The organism is Pseudomonas sp., from assembly GCF_030147005.1.
Lineage (GTDB): Bacteria > Pseudomonadota > Gammaproteobacteria > Pseudomonadales > Pseudomonadaceae > Aquipseudomonas.
On the sequence record NZ_JASLAW010000095.1, the window covers coordinates 1 to 17430 of the forward strand.

A 17430-nucleotide genomic window follows, 5' to 3' on the forward strand; every position below is an offset into this window, starting at 1 on the left:
TTGCTGTCAAGCGGTTATTTCCAGAAGTTTTCGAAGAATTCTTCAACAACTTCAACCACTTGCGCTTGCGATCTCTCGTAAGCGGGAGGCGAATTCTACAGCGTTACACGCTGCTGTCAACACCTCTTTTTCAACTTCCTTTTGGCTTCGATGAACTGAAGCGACCTGCTGCCGAAACCTACTTAACTTATTGTTTACCAAAGAGTTTTCCGTTTCGACTGCGCCGGAAGTGGGGCGAATTATAGACTTCCAGAATCTGCCGTCAAGCCTTAATTGGAGACTTATTCGGATTTGAGCGAAATACGCGCAAATGCCTTCTTCCCCGCCTGACAAACGTGCGTAGCGCCCAGCTCGTACATAAAGGTGCGATCAACCACTTCACCATCTATACGCACACCGCCCGAGCCGAGAAGATCACGAGCCACCGCCGAGTTCTTCACCAGACCTGCCTTATTAAGGACGGCTGCGATCGGCATTGCCTCTGCCGCAGTCAGCTCGATCTCCGGCAGATCGTCCGGCAACTCGCCATCCTTCATACGGTTACCCGCCGCACGGTGAGCATTGGCCGCAGCCTCTTCACCATGAAAGCGCGCCACGATCTCTTCGGCCAGCTTGATCTTCACATCACGCGGATTCGCACCCGCCTCTACATCAACACGTAACGCGTCAATCTCATCCATCGAGCGAAAGCTCAGCAATTCGAAGTAGCGCCACATCAATGAATCCGGAATGGAGACCAGCTTGCCGTACATCACACCCGGCGCTTCCTGAATACCCACATAATTACCCAGGGACTTGGACATCTTCTTGACGCCGTCCAACCCCTCCAGCAGCGGCATGGTCAAAATGCACTGAGCTTCCTGCCCATATGCACGCTGCAGCTCACGCCCCATCAGCAGGTTGAACTTCTGATCTGTCCCGCCAAGCTCAACATCCGCGCGCAAAGCCACCGAGTCATACCCCTGGACCAACGGGTAAAGAAACTCATGGATCGCGATCGGCTGATTGGTGGAGTAGCGCTTGTCGAAGTCATCACGCTCAAGCATGCGCGCAACGGTGTATTGCGAGGTCAGGCGAATGAAATCCGCCGGCCCCATCTGGTCCATCCAGGAGGAGTTGAACGCCACCTCGGTTTTGGCCGGATCAAGGATTTTGAATACCTGGGTCTTGTAGGTCTCAGCATTGTCGAGAACCTGCTCGCGGGTCAGCGGCGGACGCGTTGCGCTCTTGCCGCTTGGGTCGCCGATCATCCCGGTGAAATCGCCGATAAGAAAGATGACTTGATGACCCAACTCCTGGAACTGACGCAATTTATTAATAAGTACGGTATGACCAAGGTGCAGATCCGGCGCGGTTGGGTCAAAGCCGGCCTTAATACGCAGGGGCTGACCACGCTTGAGCTTTTCGACCAGCTCCGCTTCGACCAACAGTTCTTCCGCACCACGTTTTATCAGCGCTAGCTGCTCTTCAACCGACTTCATAACAGACCCGCAAGGCTCAGATTCAAAAGGGAACCAACCATACAAGATCAGGGACTAATTACAAGTTTTGCCCTGCGCACGGACACCATTCAGCAAGCCCACCGTTCGCGAGCTTGCGCCACAGATGATTTGGTTATATTTTATACAGTTATTTCATCTTCATCATGTCATTCATCTTTTCCATTTCATCTTCAAAGTCAAAATACTTATGACCACTGAACCGTCTAAAGCGCCGCCGCTTTACCCGAAGACCCACCTGCTCGCCGCAAGTGGTATCGCCGCCCTACTCAGCCTGGCACTCCTGGTATTCCCTTCCAGTGACGTAGAAGCAAAACGAACATCTCTAAGCCTCGACCTGGAAAGCCCTCTTGAGCAACTGACACAAGAACAAGACGCTTCCGATGCGCAACAAGCCACAATTACCCCTGCCGAGTCTCCGTTCGCGCAGATTGAAAACGATTCCGAAGACACTCAGGCAGTCGTCGAGACGAAGCCCGCAGCAGTTGCGACCGGGGATCCTAAGCATCGAGAAGTGATCGTGAGTAATGGCGACACACTGTCAACTCTGTTCGAAAAGGTCGGGCTGCCTGCCGCTACCGTCAGTGATGTCCTGGCCACCGACAAGCAAGCCAAGCAATTCACCCAGCTCAAACATGGCCAGAAACTTGAGTTTGAACTGACGCCGGACGGCCAACTGAGCAACCTGCACACCAATATCAGCGACCTGGAAAGTATCAGCCTAAGCAAGGGCCCCAAGGGTTTTGCCTTCAATCGCATCACCACCAAGCCGGTCATGCGCTCTGCTTACGTCCATGGCGTGATCAATAGCTCGCTGTCGCAATCGGCCGCCCGTGCAGGCCTGTCCCACACCATGACCATGGACATGGCCAGCGTATTTGGCTACGACATCGACTTCGCCCAGGACATCCGCCAGGGTGACGAATTCGACGTGATCTACGAGCAGAAAGTCGCCAATGGCAAAGTAGTCGGCACTGGCAACATTCTCTCTGCGCGGTTCACTAACCGTGGCAAGACTTACACCGCCGTGCGCTACACCAACAAACAGGGCAACAGCAGTTACTACACCGCTGATGGCAATAGCATGCGCAAGGCGTTCATCCGTACACCGGTGGACTTCGCTCGTATTAGCTCGCGCTTCTCCATGGGCCGCAAGCATCCGATTCTGAATAAAATCCGCGCCCACAAAGGCGTCGACTATGCGGCCCCGCGTGGCACGCCAATCAAAGCAGCTGGCGACGGCAAGGTTCTGTTGGCCGGGCGTCGCGGTGGTTACGGCAATACAGTGATCATCCAGCACGGCAATACCTACCGCACGCTGTATGGCCATATGCAAGGATTTGCCAAGGGCGTGAAAACCGGCGGTAACGTGAAGCAGGGTCAAGTGATTGGCTATATCGGCACGACTGGCCTGTCCACCGGGCCGCACTTGCATTACGAATTCCAGGTCAATGGTGTACACGTTGATCCATTGGGCCAAAAACTGCCGATGGCCGACCCGATCGCCAAGGCAGAACGTGCGCGCTTCATGCAACAAAGCCAGCCACTGATGGCCCGTATGGATCAGGAACGCTCCACCCTGCTGGCTTCGGCGAAGCGTTAAGGTATGCCGCGCTATATAGGTGTGATGTCCGGGACCAGCCTTGATGGCCTGGATATCGCCCTCATCGAACAGAGTTCGGCGATCAGCCTGATCGCCACCCATTACATCCCTATGCCTGCCGATCTGCGCGCCGAGCTGCTTAGCCTGTGCGCCAGCGGCCCGGATGAAATCGCCCGCTCGGCAATCGCCCAGCAGTCCTGGGTAGCACTCGCCGCCCAAGGCATCCACACCTTGCTGGACCAGCAAAACCTCAAGCCCCAGGGCATTCGCGCAATTGGCAGCCATGGGCAGACCATCCGCCATGAACCTGCCCGAGGCTTTACGGTACAGGTCGGCAATCCGGCGCTGCTCGCCGAGCTGACGGGCATCACTGTGGTCAGCGACTTCCGCAGCCGCGACGTAGCCGCAGGCGGTCAAGGCGCGCCCTTAGTACCTGCCTTCCACGAGGCGCTGTTCGGTGAAAGTACCGGCAACCGTGCAGTGCTGAACGTCGGCGGCTTCAGCAACCTGAGCCTGATAGAAACCGGCAAGCCTGTATCGGGCTTCGACTGCGGCCCAGGTAATGTCTTGCTGGACGCATGGATTCATCATCAACGCGGCGAGCACTTTGATCGTGACGGTCAATGGTCAGCCAGTGGCAAGGTTCAGCCACAGTTACTCAGCACACTGCTCAGCGATCCTTTTTTCGCGACCAAAGGCCCGAAAAGCACCGGGCGAGAAGCTTTCAACCTGGGTTGGCTTGAGCAACACCTGGGCGGACTGCCAGCGTTCCTCCCTCAGGATGTGCAAGCCACATTGCTGGAGCTGACCGCCCTGACCATCGTCGAATCCTTGCAAAGCGCCCAACCTCAGACCGAAACCCTGTTGATCTGCGGCGGTGGCGCCCATAACGGGACGCTGATAAAACGACTGGCAGCGCTGCTACCATCCACACACGTCAGTAGCACCGCGCTCTATGGCGTCGACCCCGACTGGGTGGAAGCCATGGCCTTCGCCTGGCTGGCCCATTGCTGCCTGGAGGGCATCGCCGCGAACCGCCCTAGCGTCACGGGCGCTCGCGGGCTGCGCGTGCTCGGCGCGATCTACCCCGCCTGATCCCCGGGCAGCAAAACGCCGCTTGGCCTATCAAAGCCAAGCGGCGTTTTTCTATCCATGCAGATCAGGCTTTCGATCAGATCGAGAACGAAGACCCGCAACCACAGGTCGTCGTAGCGTTAGGGTTCTTGATCACGAAACGCGACCCCTCCAGCCCTTCCTGGTAATCCACTTCAGCGCCAGCCAAATACTGGAAGCTCATCGGATCCACGACCAGGCTCACGCCCTCGCGCTCAACGATGGTGTCGTCATCGGCCACATCTTCATCGAAGGTAAAACCGTACTGAAACCCTGAACAACCGCCGCCCGTAACGAATACGCGCAGCTTCAAGCGATCATTACCCTCTTCATCGACCAGGCTCTTCACCTTGTGCGCAGCACCGTGGGTGAATTGCAAAGCCGTGGGGGTGAAGGATTCAACGCTCATGCTGATAATCTCCCGGCGTAGCGCCGCCATATGCGTAGTGGCCGGTATTATCCGCTTCTCCTAGAAAAGCGGTCAACTATTGTTACGGTATATCAATCTGCGCGCGGGTCATTAAACACAAAAAAGGCCCGAATTACGGGCCTTTTGCGCATCAGAGTACAAACCTTAAGGCAACATGCCCGCGTGGGACAAACCCAACTTCTCTTCCAGGGCGAACAGGATGTTCATGTTCTGCACCGCCTGGCCTGACGCGCCTTTGACCAAGTTATCGATCACCGACAGCACCACCACCAGGTCGCCGTCCTGCGGGCGATGCACCGCAATCCGACACACGTTGGCCCCCCGCACGCTGCGGGTTTCCGGGTGGCTGCCCGCAGGCATCACATCGACGAACGGCTCGTTGGCATAACGCTTTTCGAACAACGCCTGCAGATCTACCGAGCGGTCGACAACGGTGGCGTACAACGTGGAGTGAATCCCACGGATCATCGGCGTCAGATGCGGGACGAAAGTCAGGCCCACGTCCTTACCCGCCGCGCGGCGCAGCCCCTGACGGATTTCAGGCAGGTGACGATGCCCTTTGACCGCATAGGCTTTCATGCTTTCCGACGTTTCGGAGTACAGCGAACCCACCGCGGCCCCACGACCGGCGCCGCTGACGCCCGACTTGCAGTCTGCGATCAAACGCGAGGCGTCCGCCAGGCCGGCTTCCAGCAGCGGCAGGAAACCCAGCTGGGTCGCAGTCGGATAGCAACCCGGCACCGCAATCAGGCGTGCCTGCCTGATCTGCTCGCGATTGACTTCCGGCAAGCCGTACACCGCCTCCTCCAGCAACTCTGGCGCGCCGTGAGGCTGGCCGTACCACTTGGCCCACTCATCGGCATCTTGCAGACGGAAGTCCGCGGACAGGTCGATGACCTTGGTGCCCGCCGCCAACAGCTCACCGGCCAGCGCATGCGCAACACCGTGAGGCGTGGCGAAGAACACCACATCACAGGCGCCCAACGTCTTGATGTCCGGCACACTGAACGCCAGGCCGTCGTAGTGGCCTCGCAGGTTCGGGTACATATCGGCCACGGCCAGGCCAGCCTCGGAGCGTGAAGTGATGACCACCACCTCAGCCTGCGGATGCTGAGCCAACAGACGCAGCAATTCGACACCGGTGTAACCCGTGCCGCCGACGATACCGACCTTGACCATAAACCTGCCCTCAACGAACCCACTGGAAAGCCGTCGATAATAGGGGCCGCATCGTCCTGCGACAACCGCCAACGTGACGTACAGGCGCATGAGCTACTACTATCTGCGCTACCGTGAACCTGGGAATAACTAAAAATGCTTTATCTATGGGTCAAAGCCTTCCATATCGTCAGCATCGTCTGCTGGTTTGCCGGGCTGTTCTACCTGCCACGCCTGTTCGTCTACCACGCCCAAAGCGAAGACACCGCCAGCAAGGAGCGCTTCAGCGTCATGGAGCGCAAGCTGTACCGCGGCATCATGGGCCCGGCGATGGTAGCCACGCTGGTCTTCGGCATCTGGTTGCTGGTTCTGAACCCCGGCATGTTTCAATCGGGCGGGTGGATCCACGCCAAGCTCACTCTGGTCGTTCTGCTGATCGGTTACCACCACATGTGCGGTGCGCAGGTAAAGCGCTTCGCCCGTGGCGAAAACACCCGCAGCCATGTCTTTTATCGCTGGTTCAATGAAGTGCCCGTTCTGATATTGCTGGCTATCGTAATTTTGGTCGTGGTCAAACCGTTTTAATTTCAATTACTCGGGGAACCTCAAATGTCGCTGCCCGCCCTGCTTGAACAACGTCTGCGCCTGCCGGTGGTGGCTGCGCCGATGTTCCTGATTTCAAATCCACAACTGGTGCTGGCCTGCTGCCGCAATGGAGTAGTCGGCAGTTTCCCGGCGCTCAACCAACGCGAAAGCAGCGGCTTCAAGGCCTGGCTGGAGGAAATCGAAGCGGGCCTGGCGCAGTTGGACAACCCCGCCCCCTATGCCGTCAACCTGATCGTGCACAACAGTAACCCACGCCTGGAAGCCGACCTGGCGATCTGCGTGGAGCACAAAGTGCCCATCATCATCACCAGTCTCGGTGCGGTTAAGGAATTGGTCGATGCCGTTCACAGCTACGGTGGCCTGGTGTTTCATGACGTAACCACCCGTCGCCACGCCGAAAAAGCCGCTGAAGCGGGCGTCGATGGTTTGATCGCCGTCGCCGCCGGCGCAGGTGGTCACGCCGGTACCTGGAGCCCCTTTGCGCTGATTGCCGAGATACGCCAGTTCTTCGATAAAACGCTGCTGCTGGCCGGCTGTCTCAACCACGGGCGGGAGATTCTCGCCGCCCAACTGCTCGGCGCGGATCTGGCGTATTTAGGCACGCGCTTTATCGGTACCACCGAAAGCCACGCACCCGATGCGTATAAAGAGATGCTGCTCACATCGCGCGCCGCCGATATCGTGCACACTCCTGCTGTTTCCGGCGTGCCTGCAAGCTTTATGCGCCAGAGCCTGGAAAACGCCGGCTTTGATCTCGCTGCCCTTCAAGGTAAAGGTGAAGCTAATGTCGGCTCCAAGCTAAAGCCATTGAGCGACGAGGCCAAGGCATGGAAGACTGTATGGTCTGCCGGCCAAGGCGTCGGTGAGATCAATGATTTGCCCGGCGTGGATGAACTCGTCGCACGCCTGGATGCGGAATACCGCAAGGCTCGCGAAAATGCGGCACAATTGCGCTGGCCACATTAACCCAAATGCCAGGCTTGCCTATTTGGCGGCCTGCATACCCTCCCTGAAGAAGTGACAAGGATGCCCGCATGAGCGACAGCCGTTTCAAGATTGTGTTTGATGGAGCCTTGCGCCCGGGTGTCGAAAGCACCACTGCCAAACTGAACCTCGCCGAGCTGTTCAAGAGCGATGTCGAAGCGATCGAAAAGCTTTTCACCGGCCGCTCGGTCGCGCTCAAGCGCGATCTGTCCCGCGCCGACGCCGAAACCTATCTCACTGCATTGCAAAACGCCGGAATCGATGTCCGTATCGAAGCCGAACAACCTGTGGCTTTCAGCCTTGCCGAAACCCATGACACAGGCTCATCCGCCCCGGACTTTTCGCGCTCAGCCGCATCGCCTTATGCACCGCCACGCGCCGCAGTCGGTGATGCCTTGCCTGAGTACTCCTCGCTCAAGGTTTTCACTATCCACGGGCGTATCGGCCGCCTGCGCTATCTGGCTTGGACGCTGGCACTGACCGTCGCGATCCTTGTGGCGGCGGGCATCATCAGTACCGTGGGTTTCGCGGTGGCTACTGCCTCGCCAACGATCGCGATCATTCTCGGCTCGCTGCTGGGCTTCGCGCTGTTTATTGCGGTCATCGTCGTAAGCGTGCAAATCGGCGTGCAGCGTCTGCACGACCTGGGCTGGTCTGGATGGCTGTACTTGTTGAACCTGGTTCCGCTGGTGAACAGCATTTTCCCGCTTCTGCTGCTGGTGTTGCCAGGTAACACCGGCGCCAACCAGTACGGTGCACCTCCACCGCGCAACTCCACAGCGGTGAAGATCCTGGCTTCGTTGTGGCTGGCGTTTATCCCATTGATGCTCATCATCGGGATAACCCTGGGCATGAACGGCTATCTGGATCAACTCGAAGCCGACATGGGCAGCAGCTATGAAAGCAGCTCCATGACCACCGACGAAGAGGCCGACCAAGGTGTCATCGTTGAGGACGAAGCAGCGCAAAGTGCTGACGACGCGGCCGAACCTGTAGACTCTCCGGAACAGTGAAGAAGCGCCCGCCGCCTGTGATGCCTCTGTCACAGGCGGCGGCGTTGCGATGGAGAAAGGCATGACCCGTTACGCTCTGATCACCGGTGCCTCCAGCGGTATCGGCCTGGCTTTGGCCGAAGCCCTGGCCCGACGTGGCCGCAGCCTGATTCTGGTAGCCCGCCAGCGTGATCAGTTGGAAAGCATTGCAATCGAACTGACTCAGCGTTTCGGCGTCGAGGTGCTGTTTCGTGCCTGCGATCTGGGCGAGCCGCTGCGGTTGTCGGGCTTTTTGCTGGAGCTCGAAGAAGGTGAGCGGCAGGTCGACCTGCTGGTCAACTGCGCCGGCATCGGCACCAGTGGGCCGTTCCTGGCCCAGGACTGGATGACCGAGCAAGACCTCATCGAAGTCAACATCCTCGCCCTGACCCGCATGTGCCACGCGCTGGGCAATGCCATGGCGCTGCATGGCGGCGGGCAAATTCTCAACGTCGCCTCGGTTGCCGCCTTCCAGCCGGGCCCGTGGATGAGCAGCTACTACGCGAGCAAAGCGTATGTACTGCATTTCTCCGAAGGCTTGCGCGAAGAACTGAAGACCTGTGGCATCAAGGTCTCGGTGCTGTGCCCCGGCCCCACGCGCACCGCGTTCTTCGGTACCGCGCAAATGGACACTGCAAAACTCGACCGCAGCCGCCAGTTGATGAGCCCCGAAGAAGTCGCGCTCTACGCCGTACGCGCGCTGGAGAAGAACAAGGCCATCATCATTCCCGGACGCCGCAACCGCTGGCTGACATTCAGCCCACGCCTCAGCCCACGTTGGCTGACCCGCAAAATTGCCGGCGCCATCAACAAGGCCTATTGCCCGCGTTAACCGCTTGAGTACACTCACCTTAACTTTCACGATGGAGAAACAGCTGTGGATACTCTGTTCACGAAGATCATCAACAGAGAAATACCCGCGAAAATCATCTATGAAGATGACCAGGTACTCGCCTTCCACGATATCGCCCCACAGGCGCCTGTGCATTTTCTGGTTATCCCGAAAAAGCCCATTCGCACCCTCAACGACCTGACCGAAGACGACAAAGCCCTGGCTGGCCATATTCTGTTTACCGCCCAGCGCCTGGCGGTGGAGCAAGGCTGCGAAAAAGGTTTCCGCGTGGTGATGAACTGCAACGAAGACGGCGGGCAGACCGTTTACCACATTCATATGCATGTGCTGGGTCAACGCCAGATGAACTGGCCGCCGGGCTGAGTGCACAGAAGCAAATTGACTCAGCGCAAACGCGCCGTCCTCTCTTGCGGTAAACTGGCCGCCGAGATTTTTTCCGGAGGTCAGCATGACTACCCAACGTCACTACTCGCCGATTGACCGTCTGTTACTGCAAGCCGACATGGCCATGCGTACACTCCTGCCGTTCAGCGGCCAACCGTACCGCCCGTCTCCTGCCATCGTGCGGCCGGACGTACAGATGAGTGAAACCGAGACCCGCCATGTCGCCGGCCTCATGCGCATCAACCATACCGGTGAAGTCTGTGCCCAGGCGTTGTACCAGGGCCAGGCCTTGACCGCGAAGTTACCGCAGGTACGTGCAGCGATGGAGCATGCCGCCGAGGAAGAGATCGACCACCTGGCCTGGTGCGAGCAACGCATTCGCCAACTGGGCAGTCATACCAGTGTGCTGAACCCGCTGTTCTATGGTTTCTCGTTCGGTATCGGCGCCGCTGCCGGCCTGATCAGTGACAAGGTCAGCCTTGGTTTTGTCGCAGCGACCGAGCATCAGGTATGCAAGCACCTGGACGAACACCTTGAACAACTGCCGGCCGAGGACGAAAAGTCCCGGGCGATTCTTGAGCAGATGCGCATTGACGAAGAACACCATGCTGACAGCGCACTGGATGCCGGCGGCTTCCGCTTTCCCGCGCCGGTGAGATTCGGGATGAGCATGCTGGCCAAGGTCATGACCAAAAGTACTTATCGGATATAAGCACGCCTGCGGATTTGAATTGACCTATCTTGAATTGACCCATGTGGCAAGGGAGCAACTCCCTCGCCATGGCGACATCGCCCTCATCGGGACGTTTTTCGATCAGCCGAGTTCGATGATTTCGTAATCATGGGTAATGGCCACACCGGCCGCGCCCAGCATGATCGACGCCGAGCAGTACTTCTCCGCTGACAGCTCGATGGCACGCTTGACCTGCGCCTCCTTCAGCGCCCTCCCCTTGACCACAAAATGCATATGGATCCTGGTAAACACCTTGGGATCTTCAGTCGCGCGCTCGGCTTCCAGAAAAGCTTCACAGCTCTCCACGGCCTGACGGGATTTTTTCAGGATACTGACCACGTCGAAATTGCTGCAACCGCCGACACCCAGCAGCAGCATTTCCATCGGGCGTACACCCAGGTTGCGGCCACCGGCTTCCGGCGGGCCGTCCATGACCACCACATGGCCACTGCCCGACTCCCCGAGGAACATGGCTTCGCCCGCCCATTGGATGCGTGCCTTCATCGCCCAGACTCCACTGCTAAAAAAGGGTCGCCAGCTTAGCACAGGCCCCTTGGGCAACAGCGCTCTGCATGAAAACGCTTAATAACCGCATTTGCCGGTGAAATACGCTAATCGAGTCAGAATGTGTCTGGTAAGCTGGCGCCAATTCAATGGCGTATTGCCATCCTTTGTGCAGCGTGTATCAATGCCGGTTATCGCTGATAAAAAACAAATCAACCCCATCGCGCAGTCTTTCGGGATACAACCATGGTTGCCCTTACTCCCACACCCAAGATCAAGAACCTCGACAAGCTGCTGATGCATTGCCAGCGCCGGCGTCATCCGGCCAAGCACAACATCATCTGCGCGGGCGAGCGCTCCGAAACACTGTTCTTCATCATCAAAGGCTCGGTCACCATCCTGATCGAGGACGAAGACGGTCGCGAAATGATCATTGCTTACCTCAACACCGGGGATTTCTTTGGCGAACTGGGGCTGTTCGAGCAGGCAGGCAAGGAGCAACAGCGCAGCGCCTGGGTGCGCACCAAGGTGGAGTGCGAAGTGGCCGAGATCAGCTATACGAAATTTCGCGAACTGGCCCAACATGACCCGGACATTCTGTATGCCCTGAGCGGGCAGATCGCCCAACGCCTGCGGGATACCACGCGCAAGGTCGGCGACCTGGCGTTCTTCGATGTGACCGGGCGTGTCGCCCGCTGCCTGCTGGAACTGTGCAAGCAGCCTGACGCCATGACCCACCCCGATGGGATGCAGATCAAAGTCACGCGCCAGGAAATCGGGCGCATCGTGGGCTGTTCGCGGGAAATGGTGGGTCGCGTGCTCAAGGACCTGGAAGAGCGCAACCTGGTGCACGTCAAAGGCAAGACGATGGTGGTGTTCGGTACCCGTTAACCCGGCAGTAAGCCAGCCAACATCTGACGGTACAAGGTGTCGAGCCGGCTGATCGCGTCCGGTACGGGAAAGACTTCGTGCAGCGCGATATGGCTCTCGGCACGCACCCGCTGATCCAGGCCACAGGCTTCATTGAAACGATTGACCGCCGCAACCAGCTCATCGCGATCGTTATCCAGCAATAACGCACCGTGCACCAACCCCACCGGGCGACCACCACTCTGCCGCCAACGCTGGGCTGTACCGACCATCTTTCGGCCGTTGAGGTTGACGTTGTAACGCCCGTCGCAGAACGCGCCGTCGATTTCGCCGACGGATGCATCGCCGCCCAATTCGATCAACACTTCGCAAATCGGCTGACACAATCGTTGGTAACCCGTTTCGATGCGCCCTTGATCACCCTCGCTGCGCGGCGGCGCGTAGACCAAGGCGATATTGACCGTGGCAGCGGACTGCGGCACCGGCTCACCGCCGGTTTCGCGCAACAATACCGGCCAACCGGCCTCTGCCGAGACTTGACTGGCCGCTTCAAAAGCCGGCAATCGGCTTAAACGTCGCGGCATTACCAAGGCTTGATCGTTGGGTTGCCAGAACAACAGCCCGAATTGCCGCTCACCCGCACAAACGGCGGCAAGCAAGTCCTGCTCGGCGGCCAGGCCTGCTTCGACGGTCATCATCACGGGCTGAGTCATCGACACCTACTTATCGGTACAACACAGAGCCGAATGTGGGCGCTGGCTTGCCGGCCCACACACTTCAAGTGCATTCAAATCAATCCAGGGTCGAACCGCTGACCCCCACGCCACGCTCCGGGAAGAACAGGCGCTGCAGTTCCGCTCCTGGGTTCTCGGCGCGCATAAAGGTCTCGCCGACCAGGAACGCATACACCTCGCTGATTTCCATCAGTTCCACATCGGCGCGGTTGACGATGCCGCTCTCGGTGATTACCAAGCGGTCACGCGGAATACGCGGCAGCAGGTCGAGGGTGGTTTCCAGGCTGACTTCAAAGGTATGCAGGTTACGGTTATTAACCCCCACCAGCGGGGTGTCGAGGGTTTTCAGTGCGCGCTCCAGCTCGTCGCCGTCGTGCACCTCGACCAGTACATCCAGGCCCACACTCTTGGCCACGGCTGCCAGCTCGGCCATTTTCACATCATCCAGGGCGGAAACGATCAGCAGCACACAGTCGGCACCCAGGGCGCGAGCTTCGACGATCTGGTAAGGATCAACCATGAAGTCCTTGCGTATCACCGGCAACTTGCACGCGGCGCGTGCCTGCTGCAGGAACACATCGGAACCCTGGAAGTAGTCGACATCGGTCAGTACCGACAGGCACGTCGCCCCGCCCTTTTCATAGCTGACGGCGATTTCCTGTGGCACAAAGTGTTCGCGGATCACGCCTTTGCTCGGGGACGCCTTCTTGATTTCGGCGATTACCGCCGGCTGCTTCTTCCTGGCCTGATCGAGCAAGGCCCTGGCAAATCCTCGCGGTGCGTCAGCAGCTTTTGCTTGGGTTTCCAGCTCGGCCAGGCTCACACGGGCGCGACGCTCGGCGACTTCTTCGGCCTTGCGCGCCAGAATTTTTTCCAGAACGGTGGGAACACTCATGCTTCATTCTCCATCTTGAATACGGCGGTAAATGCTCCGAGTTCTTCGAGTTTCTCGCGAGCCAGACCGGTGTGCAGCGCATCGTGGGCCAAGGCTACACCTTCCTTAAGACTATAGGCGTGATCGGCTGCGTAAAGTGCCGCGCCGGCATTCAGCACAATCATTTCCGCCGCTTTTTGACCGTTCTCGGTCTTGCGTCGCCCCAATGCATCGCGAATCAATTCCAGCGACGCCGCCGGGCTTTCCACCGCCAGGCCGTGCAGGCTCTGGCTCTTCATGCCCAGGTCCTCCGGCTCGACCCAATATTCAGTGACCTGGTCATTCTTCAACTCCGCCACAAAGGTCGGTGCCGCCAGGCTGAATTCGTCCAGGCCGTCTTTGGAATGCACCACCAGCACATGTTTGCTGCCCAGGCGCTGCAGCACTTCGGCCAACGGCCGACACAACGCCTGGCTGAATACACCGACGACCTGATGCCTCACGCCGGCCGGATTCGTAAGCGGGCCGAGCATATTGAACAGGGTACGCAGGCCAAGGTCCTTGCGCGGGCCGGCCGCGTGTTTCATCGCACCGTGGTGGGACTGGGCAAACATGAAGCCAATGCCGACGCTATCAATGCAGCGGGCCACTTGTACCGGCGTCAGGTTCAGGTAGATGCCGGCTGCTTCCAGCAGGTCGGCGCTGCCACTTTTGCCGGACACTGCGCGGTTACCGTGCTTGGCCACGGTGCAACCCGCTGCAGCGACCACGAAGGAGGACGCAGTGGATACGTTGAAGATGTTCGCACCGTCGCCGCCGGTACCGACCACGTCGACCACGCCGTCGAGGGTCTTGAGTTCGACCTTGTCCGCCAGTTCGCGCATCACCGACACGGCGCCGACGATTTCGTCGATGCTTTCGCTTTTCATGCGCATGGCCATCATAAAGGCGCCGATCTGCGCGTCGGAGCATTGACCGGTCATGATCTCGCGCATCACATCGCTCATTTCAGCGGTGCTCAGGTCCAGGTGGCCGACGATACGGCCCAGGGCAGTCTTGATATCCATGGAAGTCCTTAGCGCGTGCCGCCGCTCTGCTTGAGAAAATTGGCGAACAGCTCGTAGCCCTGCTCGGTCAGGATCGATTCAGGGTGAAACTGCACCCCTTCAATATTCAGTGTTTTGTGGCGCAGGCCCATGATCTCGTCGACCGAGCCGTCCTCCAGCTGGGTCCAGGCCGTCAGTTCCAGGCACGCGGGCAGGGTTTCACGCTTGACCACCAGCGAGTGGTAACGGGTGACGGTCACCGGATTGTTCAGCGCCTGGAATACACCCAGGTCCTTATGAAATACCGGGCTGGTCTTGCCGTGCATCACCTGGCGGGCGCGCACCACGTCACCGCCAAAGGCCTGGCCAATGGACTGATGCCCCAGGCACACACCCAGAATAGGCAGCTTGCCGGCGAAATACTCAATGGCTTCCAGCGAGATACCCGCTTCGGTCGGCGTGCATGGACCGGGCGAAACAACGATGCGTTCCGGGTTCAGCGCGGCGATCTCGGCGACGGTCATTTCGTCGTTGCGCACGACCTTGACCTCGGCACCCAGCTCGCCCAGGTACTGCACAACGTTGTAGGTAAAAGAATCGTAGTTATCAATCATCAGCAACATGTGGGTTCAAACCTCTTGAATTCACTGATTTCAAATGACTGCCTTCCAAGCGTTTGGCCCGCTGCCAGACGCACGTTCCGGTTGCCGGGGTCAGCCGGCAAGGGGCGTCAAACAGGGTGAAGAAGGCAAATCGGTACAGGTCCGGCCAGGCCGGCAGAGAAAAATGTCAGGCGCGCCAACGCCAACGGGCGTGTGCCTTGACTACTCGCATCAAGAGTTTGCTGATGATCAACACGGGGAGGGTCTCATTCATACGTCCAGGCACAGTAACGTAGCCTCGCAAGCGGTGCAATATGGCGCAGCAAATACGGGCTCGAGCTCGATGCGGTGCCCGCAGGAAAATTCGGTTCTGCGCTATAGAAAACGCTTAATACTTTGCTAGTGTTTCGATTCCGACACAAAAACAACTCAATGGAATTTTCCATGCTCAGAACTCCGTTCTTCGCGCCCCTGGCTGCCGGCTTGCTTTCGCTGGCATGCGCACAGGCCCATGCAGCACCGTCACCCTACTCAACCATGGTGGTATTCGGTGACAGCCTGGCCGATGCCGGCCAGTTCCCTGATGGCAGCGCCGGCTCGACCCTGCGCTTCACCAACCGTACCGGGCCGACGTTCCAGGGGGACTATGGTCTTGTTTCTTCGACTTTGCTCGGCGCAAAGCTGGGCGTAGCGCCAAACGAACTGAATGCCTCCACCTCACCTGTGCGTGCGCTCCAGGGCCTGCCGGACGGAAACAACTGGGCGGTCGGCGGCTACCGTACCGATAATATTCTCGACTCGATTACGTCGGTTTCCAACGCTGCGATCCCACCCGGCAATGCAGGGGGTGGCACAGTGCTGCGCAGTCGACAGGGCTACCTGCCGGCAAACGGCGGGCGGGCCGATCCGAATGCGCTGTACTTCCTGTCCGGTGGCGGTAATGACTTCCTCCAGGGTCGCGTACTCAGCCCTGCCCAGGCGGCGGCCGCCGGCGGGCGACTGGCTGACAGCGCCCAAACCCTGCAACAAGCCGGTGCGCGGTACATCATGGTATGGATGCTGCCCGACCTCGGCCTGACGCCGGCCATCAATGGCACCCCGCAGCAGGCAGCGGCGTCGGCCCTGAGCACCCTTTTCAACCAGTCCCTGGTACAGCGCCTGTCGCAGATCGATGCGCAGGTCATCCCGCTGAACATCCCGTTGTTGTTGAACGAAGCCTTCGCCGATCCGGCGCGCTTCGGCCTCGCCACCGGGCAAAACCTCACCGGAACCTGCTTCAGTGGAAACAGCTGCACCGCCAACCCGGTCTACGGCATCGGCGGCACCAACCCGGACCCGACCAAGCTGATCTATAACGACTCGGTCCACCCTACCGTCGCCGGGCAACAGCTGATCGCCGACTACGCCTATTCCCTGCTCGCCGCCCCGTGGGAAATCACGCTGCTGCCGGAAATGGCCCAAGGCACATTGCGCGCCCATCAGGATGAGTTGCGCAATCAATGGCAGGCAGACACTGGCAACTGGCAAGCCGTCGGCCAATGGCGGTCGATTGTGGCGGCAGGTGGTCAGCGTCTGAATTTCGATGACCAGAACAGCTCGGCAAGCGGCGATGGCAGTGGCTATAACCTCAACATCGGCGGCAGCTACCGACTCAACGAGGCCTGGCGCGTGGGCGTTGCCGCAGGCCTGTACCGCCAGACACTGGAAGCCGGCGCCAGCGACTCTGACTACAAACTCAACAGCTACATGGGGACCGCATTCGCCCAGTATCAGCAGAATCACTGGTGGGCCGATGCCGCCTTGACCGGCGGCAAACTGGACTTCGACAACCTCAAGCGCAGGTTCGCCCTGGGTGTCAGCGAGGGTTCGCAGAAGGGTGACACCGATGGCTGGCTCTGGGCCCTGAGCGGCCGCCTGGGTTATGACATCGCCGCGCCGGGCAGCGACTGGCACCTGTCGCCTTTCATCAGCGCCGATTACGCGCGGGTCGAAGTGAACGGTTACTCGGAAAAAGGTAACCGTTCCACCGCCCTGACCTTTGATGATCAGCAGCGCGACTCCAAGCGCCTTGGCGTCGGCTTGCAAGGCAGCTACCGCATCACCCCGCAAACCCAGGTGTTTGGTGAAGTGGCTCATGAGCACGAGTTCGAGAACGACACACAGAAGGTCAACATCGCGCTCAACAGCGTGCAAGGGATCGACTTCAAACTGGACGGGTATACGCCACGCAGCAATTCGGACCGACTGAGCCTCGGCGTAAGCCACAAACTGTCTCAGGAGCTGGCGTTACGGGCGGCGTATAACGTGAGGAAGGATGACAACCTGACCCAGCAAGGGATCAGTGTCGGGGTGAGCCTGGATTTCTGATGCGGTATTGAAATTCACACAAACCGAGTGGGGGCGCTG

19 protein-coding genes are annotated in these 17430 nt (G+C 58.9%); 11 read left to right on the top strand and 8 right to left on the bottom strand.

All coding sequences use genetic code 11. The features are described from left to right. A partial coding sequence (locus tag Q1V60_RS08700) for a hypothetical protein (protein ID WP_300629317.1) occupies positions 1-245 on the top strand: 245 nt, incomplete at its 5' end. Positions 246-281: 36 nt separating this feature from the next. Here Q1V60_RS08700 and tyrS read toward each other — a convergent pair. Next, the gene (tyrS, locus tag Q1V60_RS08705; RefSeq protein WP_300629318.1) at positions 282-1481 is read right to left on the bottom strand and encodes a tyrosine--tRNA ligase; all 1200 of its coding nucleotides are present in this window, start codon (positions 1479-1481) and stop codon (positions 282-284) included. 208 nt (positions 1482-1689) lie between these two features. Between tyrS and Q1V60_RS08710 the strand changes: the two genes are divergently transcribed. Together Q1V60_RS08710 and Q1V60_RS08715 are read left to right on the top strand one after the other, a co-directional pair. Continuing rightward, the gene (locus tag Q1V60_RS08710; RefSeq protein WP_300629319.1) at positions 1690-3102 is read left to right on the top strand and encodes a peptidoglycan DD-metalloendopeptidase family protein; all 1413 of its coding nucleotides are present in this window, start codon (positions 1690-1692) and stop codon (positions 3100-3102) included. A gap of 3 nt (positions 3103-3105) precedes the next feature. Then, a complete protein-coding gene (locus Q1V60_RS08715; protein ID WP_300629320.1) occupies positions 3106-4197 on the top strand; it encodes an anhydro-N-acetylmuramic acid kinase in 1092 nt (363 codons plus the stop codon). 76 nt (positions 4198-4273) lie between these two features. Here Q1V60_RS08715 and erpA read toward each other — a convergent pair whose 3' ends face one another. After that, positions 4274-4624, bottom strand: a complete 351-nt coding sequence (erpA, locus tag Q1V60_RS08720) for an iron-sulfur cluster insertion protein ErpA (protein WP_003176443.1) — start codon at positions 4622-4624, stop codon at positions 4274-4276. A 165-nt stretch (positions 4625-4789) separates the two neighbouring features. Next, positions 4790-5824, bottom strand: coding sequence for an N-acetyl-gamma-glutamyl-phosphate reductase (argC, locus tag Q1V60_RS08725; protein ID WP_300629324.1), 1035 nt, complete (start codon positions 5822-5824; stop codon positions 4790-4792). A gap of 135 nt (positions 5825-5959) precedes the next feature. Here argC and hemJ point away from each other — a divergent pair, with 135 nt between their 5' ends. From hemJ to coq7, 6 genes are all read left to right on the top strand, one after another. Further along, the gene (hemJ, locus tag Q1V60_RS08730; RefSeq protein WP_300629326.1) at positions 5960-6388 is read left to right on the top strand and encodes a protoporphyrinogen oxidase HemJ; all 429 of its coding nucleotides are present in this window, start codon (positions 5960-5962) and stop codon (positions 6386-6388) included. Between the two features lie 24 nt (positions 6389-6412). Next, positions 6413-7375, top strand: a complete 963-nt coding sequence (locus Q1V60_RS08735) for a nitronate monooxygenase family protein (RefSeq protein WP_300629329.1) — start codon at positions 6413-6415, stop codon at positions 7373-7375. 68 nt (positions 7376-7443) lie between these two features. Next, a complete protein-coding gene (locus tag Q1V60_RS08740; protein ID WP_300629331.1) occupies positions 7444-8406 on the top strand; it encodes a DUF805 domain-containing protein in 963 nt (320 codons plus the stop codon). Between the two features lie 61 nt (positions 8407-8467). Further along, positions 8468-9256, top strand: coding sequence for an SDR family oxidoreductase (locus tag Q1V60_RS08745; RefSeq protein WP_300629332.1), 789 nt, complete (start codon positions 8468-8470; stop codon positions 9254-9256). 45 nt (positions 9257-9301) lie between these two features. Further along, on the top strand, positions 9302-9640 hold the full coding sequence (locus Q1V60_RS08750) for a histidine triad nucleotide-binding protein (protein ID WP_003194682.1): 339 nt from the start codon (positions 9302-9304) through the stop codon (positions 9638-9640). An 85-nt stretch (positions 9641-9725) separates the two neighbouring features. Continuing rightward, complete coding sequence (coq7, locus tag Q1V60_RS08755; RefSeq protein WP_300629336.1) at positions 9726-10373, top strand: 2-polyprenyl-3-methyl-6-methoxy-1,4-benzoquinone monooxygenase; 648 nt, start codon at positions 9726-9728, stop codon at positions 10371-10373. A 102-nt stretch (positions 10374-10475) separates the two neighbouring features. On the opposite strand, the gene Q1V60_RS08760 is transcribed toward coq7, so the two are convergent. Further along, complete coding sequence (locus Q1V60_RS08760; protein WP_003210947.1) at positions 10476-10898, bottom strand: OsmC family protein; 423 nt, start codon at positions 10896-10898, stop codon at positions 10476-10478. A 246-nt stretch (positions 10899-11144) separates the two neighbouring features. Here Q1V60_RS08760 and crp point away from each other — a divergent pair, with 246 nt between their 5' ends. Then, positions 11145-11789 carry a cAMP-activated global transcriptional regulator CRP gene (crp, locus tag Q1V60_RS08765; protein WP_124364629.1) on the top strand — a complete coding sequence of 215 codons (645 nt, stop codon included), beginning with the start codon at positions 11145-11147 and terminating at the stop codon, positions 11787-11789. Here crp and Q1V60_RS08770 read toward each other — a convergent pair. From Q1V60_RS08770 to Q1V60_RS08785, 4 genes are all read right to left on the bottom strand, one after another. Then, positions 11786-12481 carry a lipoate--protein ligase family protein gene (locus Q1V60_RS08770; RefSeq protein ID WP_300629340.1) on the bottom strand — a complete coding sequence of 232 codons (696 nt, stop codon included), beginning with the start codon at positions 12479-12481 and terminating at the stop codon, positions 11786-11788. The two genes, crp and Q1V60_RS08770, sit on opposite strands and share 4 nt — an antisense overlap. A gap of 79 nt (positions 12482-12560) precedes the next feature. After that, positions 12561-13397 carry an indole-3-glycerol phosphate synthase TrpC gene (gene trpC, locus Q1V60_RS08775; protein ID WP_300629341.1) on the bottom strand — a complete coding sequence of 279 codons (837 nt, stop codon included), beginning with the start codon at positions 13395-13397 and terminating at the stop codon, positions 12561-12563. Continuing rightward, the gene (trpD, locus tag Q1V60_RS08780) at positions 13394-14443 is read right to left on the bottom strand and encodes an anthranilate phosphoribosyltransferase (protein WP_300629343.1); all 1050 of its coding nucleotides are present in this window, start codon (positions 14441-14443) and stop codon (positions 13394-13396) included. Before trpD ends, trpC begins: the two co-directional genes overlap by 4 nt. 8 nt (positions 14444-14451) lie before the next feature. Next, on the bottom strand, positions 14452-15045 hold the full coding sequence (locus tag Q1V60_RS08785) for an aminodeoxychorismate/anthranilate synthase component II (RefSeq protein ID WP_300629345.1): 594 nt from the start codon (positions 15043-15045) through the stop codon (positions 14452-14454). Between the two features lie 423 nt (positions 15046-15468). Here Q1V60_RS08785 and estP point away from each other — a divergent pair, with 423 nt between their 5' ends. Beyond that, positions 15469-17391, top strand: a complete 1923-nt coding sequence (gene estP / locus Q1V60_RS08790; protein ID WP_300629347.1) for an esterase EstP — start codon at positions 15469-15471, stop codon at positions 17389-17391. Positions 17392-17430: the final 39 nt, after the last annotated feature.

What these genes read in the sequence shown, in the direction of transcription:
- tyrS (WP_300629318.1), bottom strand. Translation starts at nt 1,481, where the DNA reads ATGAAGTCGGTTGAAGAGCAGCTAGCGCTGATAAAACGTGGTGCGGAA.
- Q1V60_RS08710 (WP_300629319.1), top strand. Translation starts at nt 1,690, where the DNA reads ATGACCACTGAACCGTCTAAAGCGCCGCCGCTTTACCCGAAGACCCAC.
- Q1V60_RS08715 (WP_300629320.1), top strand. Translation starts at nt 3,106, where the DNA reads ATGCCGCGCTATATAGGTGTGATGTCCGGGACCAGCCTTGATGGCCTG.
- erpA (WP_003176443.1), bottom strand. Translation starts at nt 4,624, where the DNA reads ATGAGCGTTGAATCCTTCACCCCCACGGCTTTGCAATTCACCCACGGT.
- argC (WP_300629324.1), bottom strand. Translation starts at nt 5,824, where the DNA reads ATGGTCAAGGTCGGTATCGTCGGCGGCACGGGTTACACCGGTGTCGAA.
- hemJ (WP_300629326.1), top strand. Translation starts at nt 5,960, where the DNA reads ATGCTTTATCTATGGGTCAAAGCCTTCCATATCGTCAGCATCGTCTGC.
- Q1V60_RS08735 (WP_300629329.1), top strand. Translation starts at nt 6,413, where the DNA reads ATGTCGCTGCCCGCCCTGCTTGAACAACGTCTGCGCCTGCCGGTGGTG.
- Q1V60_RS08740 (WP_300629331.1), top strand. Translation starts at nt 7,444, where the DNA reads ATGAGCGACAGCCGTTTCAAGATTGTGTTTGATGGAGCCTTGCGCCCG.
- Q1V60_RS08745 (WP_300629332.1), top strand. Translation starts at nt 8,468, where the DNA reads ATGACCCGTTACGCTCTGATCACCGGTGCCTCCAGCGGTATCGGCCTG.
- coq7 (WP_300629336.1), top strand. Translation starts at nt 9,726, where the DNA reads ATGACTACCCAACGTCACTACTCGCCGATTGACCGTCTGTTACTGCAA.
- Q1V60_RS08760 (WP_003210947.1), bottom strand. Translation starts at nt 10,898, where the DNA reads ATGAAGGCACGCATCCAATGGGCGGGCGAAGCCATGTTCCTCGGGGAG.
- crp (WP_124364629.1), top strand. Translation starts at nt 11,145, where the DNA reads ATGGTTGCCCTTACTCCCACACCCAAGATCAAGAACCTCGACAAGCTG.
- Q1V60_RS08770 (WP_300629340.1), bottom strand. Translation starts at nt 12,481, where the DNA reads ATGACTCAGCCCGTGATGATGACCGTCGAAGCAGGCCTGGCCGCCGAG.
- trpC (WP_300629341.1), bottom strand. Translation starts at nt 13,397, where the DNA reads ATGAGTGTTCCCACCGTTCTGGAAAAAATTCTGGCGCGCAAGGCCGAA.
- trpD (WP_300629343.1), bottom strand. Translation starts at nt 14,443, where the DNA reads ATGGATATCAAGACTGCCCTGGGCCGTATCGTCGGCCACCTGGACCTG.
- Q1V60_RS08785 (WP_300629345.1), bottom strand. Translation starts at nt 15,045, where the DNA reads ATGTTGCTGATGATTGATAACTACGATTCTTTTACCTACAACGTTGTG.
- estP (WP_300629347.1), top strand. Translation starts at nt 15,469, where the DNA reads ATGCTCAGAACTCCGTTCTTCGCGCCCCTGGCTGCCGGCTTGCTTTCG.